4 protein-coding genes and 1 pseudogene are annotated in these 4,843 nt (G+C 44.8%); 3 read left to right on the forward strand and 2 right to left on the reverse strand.

Annotation, left to right across the window (positions count from 1 at the left end):
- A pseudogene (locus AC4E7D_RS01500) lies at positions 1-796 on the reverse strand (GAF domain-containing protein); the annotation flags it as partial.
- A 114-nt stretch (positions 797-910) separates the two neighbouring features.
- Here AC4E7D_RS01500 and AC4E7D_RS01505 point away from each other — a divergent pair.
- The 3 genes from AC4E7D_RS01505 to AC4E7D_RS01515 all read left to right on the forward strand — a co-directional run bounded on the left by AC4E7D_RS01505 (position 911) and on the right by AC4E7D_RS01515 (position 4,256).
- Complete coding sequence (locus AC4E7D_RS01505; protein WP_490172034.1) at positions 911-1,804, forward strand: metallophosphoesterase; 894 nt, start codon at positions 911-913, stop codon at positions 1,802-1,804.
- A 12-nt stretch (positions 1,805-1,816) separates the two neighbouring features.
- Positions 1,817-2,992, forward strand: a complete 1,176-nt coding sequence (locus tag AC4E7D_RS01510; RefSeq protein ID WP_490172035.1) for a helix-turn-helix domain-containing protein — start codon at positions 1,817-1,819, stop codon at positions 2,990-2,992.
- A 106-nt stretch (positions 2,993-3,098) separates the two neighbouring features.
- On the forward strand, positions 3,099-4,256 hold the full coding sequence (locus AC4E7D_RS01515) for an acyltransferase family protein (RefSeq protein ID WP_490172036.1): 1,158 nt from the start codon (positions 3,099-3,101) through the stop codon (positions 4,254-4,256).
- 53 nt (positions 4,257-4,309) lie between these two features.
- Here AC4E7D_RS01515 and AC4E7D_RS01520 read toward each other — a convergent pair.
- Positions 4,310-4,843, reverse strand: a 534-nt coding sequence (locus tag AC4E7D_RS01520; RefSeq protein ID WP_490172037.1) for an energy transducer TonB, incomplete at its 5' end; no start/stop codon positions are given.

Below are 4,843 nucleotides of genomic sequence, written 5' to 3' on the forward strand. Positions count from 1 at the left end.
TGAGGTTATTGGAACGGAAGAACGACCGGAAAGTTTCCTGCAAGTCTTCCATGAAATTTTCATTACCCCTCTTATCACTTGCAATCAGGGCCGACTTAATATTTGATATGGTTTGGTCCGAAGTAACGTCGAACATGTTGGAAATAACAAAGCCCTTGGATATAAAACTATTGGGTGGTATTTTATTTTTCCACAGTTCCAGATTGTCCGGATTTTCGAGTAGCTCGTCTACGTCCTCCTGAGTAAGATTCTTTGCAAGGTCAGTTGGATAGATATCCATAAAATCAGCATTGTACAAAATTCGATAATGCCGAATGACCCCATTGGCGTCCGGAATATCATAGAAATAAGGACGACCGAAATCCAGATTAAATCCATAATGGAACTTCAGGACCACTGTACTCGCCATTATATAATCTATACCTTCTTCACGGTCCCGAATATCCAGGGTATAATTTTCACCCGCTTCCTCAAGGATCTTCTGAAATCGTCTGGAGCGATTGAACGTCAAGTCGTAATAAGGAAGTGAAGCCGCCTTGATCTCATTACCTCCAAGTACTTCACTAAAAGCATCTTGTAAGATCACCTTGATTACCTCCTTATGCGTTTCGAGGAGACTTAGGTCTGTGAATCCTTCACGCAATTCCGGGAAAGGGGCCTGCGCCTCCAGGATACTCTTAGCTTTCGCCGCTAGGAGTGGATCATCACCCTCCGCCCAGGCATCATATTGCCTAAGGTACTTATCGAAGCTGATAAGCGGTTTTATCGGAAAATCCTTCTCGAGGTCCTTTTTCATGACGGGTTAGTCTAAAGAGTGCCTGTAAAATTACAAAATTACTCCAGCTTTATGGTTATAACACAGAAGTACGGTGTTCGGTTGTTTTATTGGATATTAGTATATATTTGAGGTATGTCGTCCATAACCCGCTTAGATCGCGCATATTCAGGGGCCAAACGGATCCCGTTTAACAATGCCTCAAAGTTCATTCTTTTCAGTGATTGCCATCGCGGTGACAACAGCTTTGCAGACGATTTTGCCAACAACAGGAACATTTACTTCCATGCCCTCAGCCACTATTTCCGGGAAGGATTTCAGTACTGTGAACTGGGTGATGGAGACGAACTCTGGGAACATATTCATTTTGAACCTCTGTTTGAGGCCCACAAGAATGTGTACCAACTGCTGCAGAAGTACCACATGGAAGACCGGCTCCATATGATCTGGGGCAATCACGACATGGTCTACAAGGACCCGGAATATGTGAAAAAACACCTAAGCAGTTATTTCGAACCCATTGAAGAACGGGATAAGGAGCTATTTGGGGACATTACCTACCACGAGGCAATTGTATTAAAGCATGAAGAGACCGGACAGGAATTGTTTCTTGTGCACGGGCACCAGGCCGATTGGTTTAATTATACTTTTTGGCGGTGGGGACGGTTCATGGTGCGGGTGCTTTGGAAACCCCTTCAGGTATGGGGAATTGCCGACCCCACAAGTCCTGCCAAAAACTACAAGGAACTCATCAAGGTAGAACGCCGCATTAAAAAGTGGATCCTGCGAAACAATATGCAGCTCACCATCGCCGGGCACACCCACCGGCCCAGGTTCCCAGAACCCGGGGAAATTCCCTTCTTTAACGATGGCAGTTGTGTACACCCCAGGAGCATTACCGGTATTGAGATTATAGACGGGACCATCTCCCTGATCAAATGGCAGATCGCCACCAAGGAAGACGGCACGCTGCAAATAGTAAGGGTCCTCCTGGAAGGGCCCCAAAAGCTCATAGACTACCAGGGATAAACGAGGCAACCCATGAATGATTTTCAACACATATGGGAGCAAATACAAGTACGTCATAATTTGGTAACCTACTTCATGGTTGCAGGCATTCTGCTGGGGTTGATGCTGAGCCTGGCTATTGCCTTGAAAACATCGCCAAAAAACCGTCCCCTGAGGTTTCTGGGATGGTTTCTGTTCCTGCAAACTATTGTAGCCCTTGATGTATTTCTTTGCTACAGTGGATTTATGAAATACACCTTGCACCTTAATGATTCCACTGAGCCATTAGTCTTACTGCTTGCTCCCATCCTGTATTTGTTTGTTTATGAATTGCTGAGCCGGGAAACCATGGTATTTAGAAAATACTGGTACCATTTTTTACCCTCTGTGATATATGCCATTTCCCAGGTCGGTTATTATCTGCATCCGCTACCTGTAAAAATGAATGCCTACGTAGATGCCTATTTTGAGGAGTTGCCCATGGTCCAGGTGCCTGAAGGCATTACTTACCCCTATCAGATAATAAAAGATGAATTTCGCTGGTTGATCCTTGGGAGTTTTGTGCTCTATATCATACTATCCCTGAAGATCCTCATCAAGTTTGCCAAGAGCAGGAATACTTATGGACAAACAAAAGGGATCAGCAAATACCTGTTTTCAAAAAATACGGTCTTTACCCTCATAATAATATTTGTGGTGATCCTGACCATTTTCCTGAACTATGACGATGATGGTGGCGATCATTACATAGCCATAATGCAGAGTACTATTGTGCTTTTTACAGCATTTCTCTTCTTAATAGAATCCCGATTCTTTGAAAACTCATGGATAGCGGATAAATACGAAACACTCAGGATACGGGAAGATGGTATCACCATCAAGGACGTTATCTCAACAGTGACTGCACAGGCTTTTTTTTTGAATCAACAAGCCACCCTTAAAGAACTGGCCACTTTACTGGGAACCAATCCCAATTACCTGTCCAAAATCATAAATTCCGGTACAGGCATGAATTTTAATGACTTTATCAATCAATATCGGGTGGAAGAGGCTAAAAGCAAGCTGTTGGACCCAGAGTATGCCAATCTTACTGTAGCAGCTATCGGAAATAGTGTGGGATTTACTTCAAAATCAGCATTTTACACTGCATTCAAGAAACATGCTAAGATATCTCCCAGTGCTTTTATAAAGCTTCATAAGACAAAATAACCGGGTAAAGAATTGTCCGGAATTGTAATCATAAACGGAAACATGCTCTTTTTATGGGTTTAAATACGAATCTTATTCCAACTTTGTCTCATCAATATTCTTTGTCATGGGTACAAAAAAGATTCGCAGGTATGACCTGGACTGGGCCAGGGTGATGGTTTTCGGATTACTGATCGTATATCATGTAGGCATGTTCTTCGTGGAGTGGGGCTGGCATGTGAAAAACAACGAATTGTACACCTGGCTGCAATGGCCCATGGTTTTCGTGAACCGATGGCGCCTGCCCATTTTATTTGTGATTTCCGGAATGGGTACGTACTACGCCCTCTCCTACCGGTCCCTTGGGCAATTTGTGTGGGAACGCAACAAACGCCTAGCCATTCCCCTAATTTTTGGGATGCTGCTTATCGTTCCTCCTCAGGTGTATTATGAACGCCTGGCAAATGGCCAATTCACAGGTACTTTGATCGAATTCTTCACTACAGTAGCCTATCAAGGTGTGTATCCTGAAGGCAACTTTAGCTGGCACCACCTCTGGTTTCTCCCTTATCTGCTGGTGTATTCGGTGGTGCTTGCCCCCCTTTTCATCTATTGGCGAAAGCATCCTGAAAACCGGTTCCTGAACTGGATAAGGCAGTTGCTTGGCAAGCCTGGCTATCTGTTTCTCTTTGTTATCCCCCTTTATCTTACCGAAGCCCTCATGGAGCCCTTTTTCCCTATAACCCATGCCCTGGTGGGAGATTGGTTTGCATTGACCAACTTTTTAATCCTGTTTCTGTATGGATTCTTACTATTGTCCAGTGGGGAATATTTCTGGAGGGCACTGGATAGGATAAAAAAGACAGCCTTATTACTGGGATGCGGTGCATTTATGACCCTGATAGTGATCTGGCAGTTTGAAGACGGCATAGTAAGGCATTTTATAGAAGCGGGCGTAGCCGTTTTGAATATGTGGGCCTGGATACTGGTAATTCTGGGTTATGCCGCCAAATACCGAAATAGGCCTACACGATGGCTTGCCTACGCCAATCGTGCCGTTTATCCCTTTTATATCCTGCACCAAACGATAACTGTTAGTATTGCTTTCTACATCAAGGATCTGGAATGGACCTTTTGGCCCAAGTTTCTCATATTAGGTATCGGTACCTTCGCAGGATGCTGGATATTGTATGACCTGGTCATCTTGCGCATACCATTACTCCACCCCTTTTTCGGGTTAAAGAAACAATCCTATCAGGTAGAGCATTCCGGTCCTGCCCAATAAAAAAATGGGGCCCATAGCTGGGCCCCTCCTTCAACAAACTTCTGCCTTAAAGGCTATTGTATCATGAAGTTGATCGGGATACTATACGGTACTTTGACCGCTTGTCCGCGCTGCATACCAGGCTTCATCCTCGGAAGTGAGGCAATAATCCTGGCAGCTTCTTTTTCCAGAAGCTTATCCGGACCGCGGGTCCTGATGCCCCCAATCATCCCCTTCGAATTGATCTCAAACTGAACAAATACGCGGCCTTTTATACCCAATTCGAGGGCGGCCTGGGGGTAGGTAAATTCTTTACGCACGTGCGCCTGTATCTTTTCCTGGAAACAGGCCTTTCTTTCATCATTGTTTTTGGCACTTTCACAGCCCGGGAAAATAGGTACATTTTCAATGACTGCAAAGGGTACCGAAATTTCTTCTTCCTCTTCCCCTACTTCAACATCGTCTACATCCATGGCTTCTTCAACCACGGCATCCTGGCTGGTCTCGGTACTTTCAATGATAGTCTCCTCTATCTCTTCAGTGTCTTCCACCACTTCAATAACTTCTGGAGCTGCAGGGGGTGGGGGTGGGGGCGGCGTTTTTACATT

The sequence above is a fragment of the Lentiprolixibacter sp. genome, assembly GCF_982873095.1.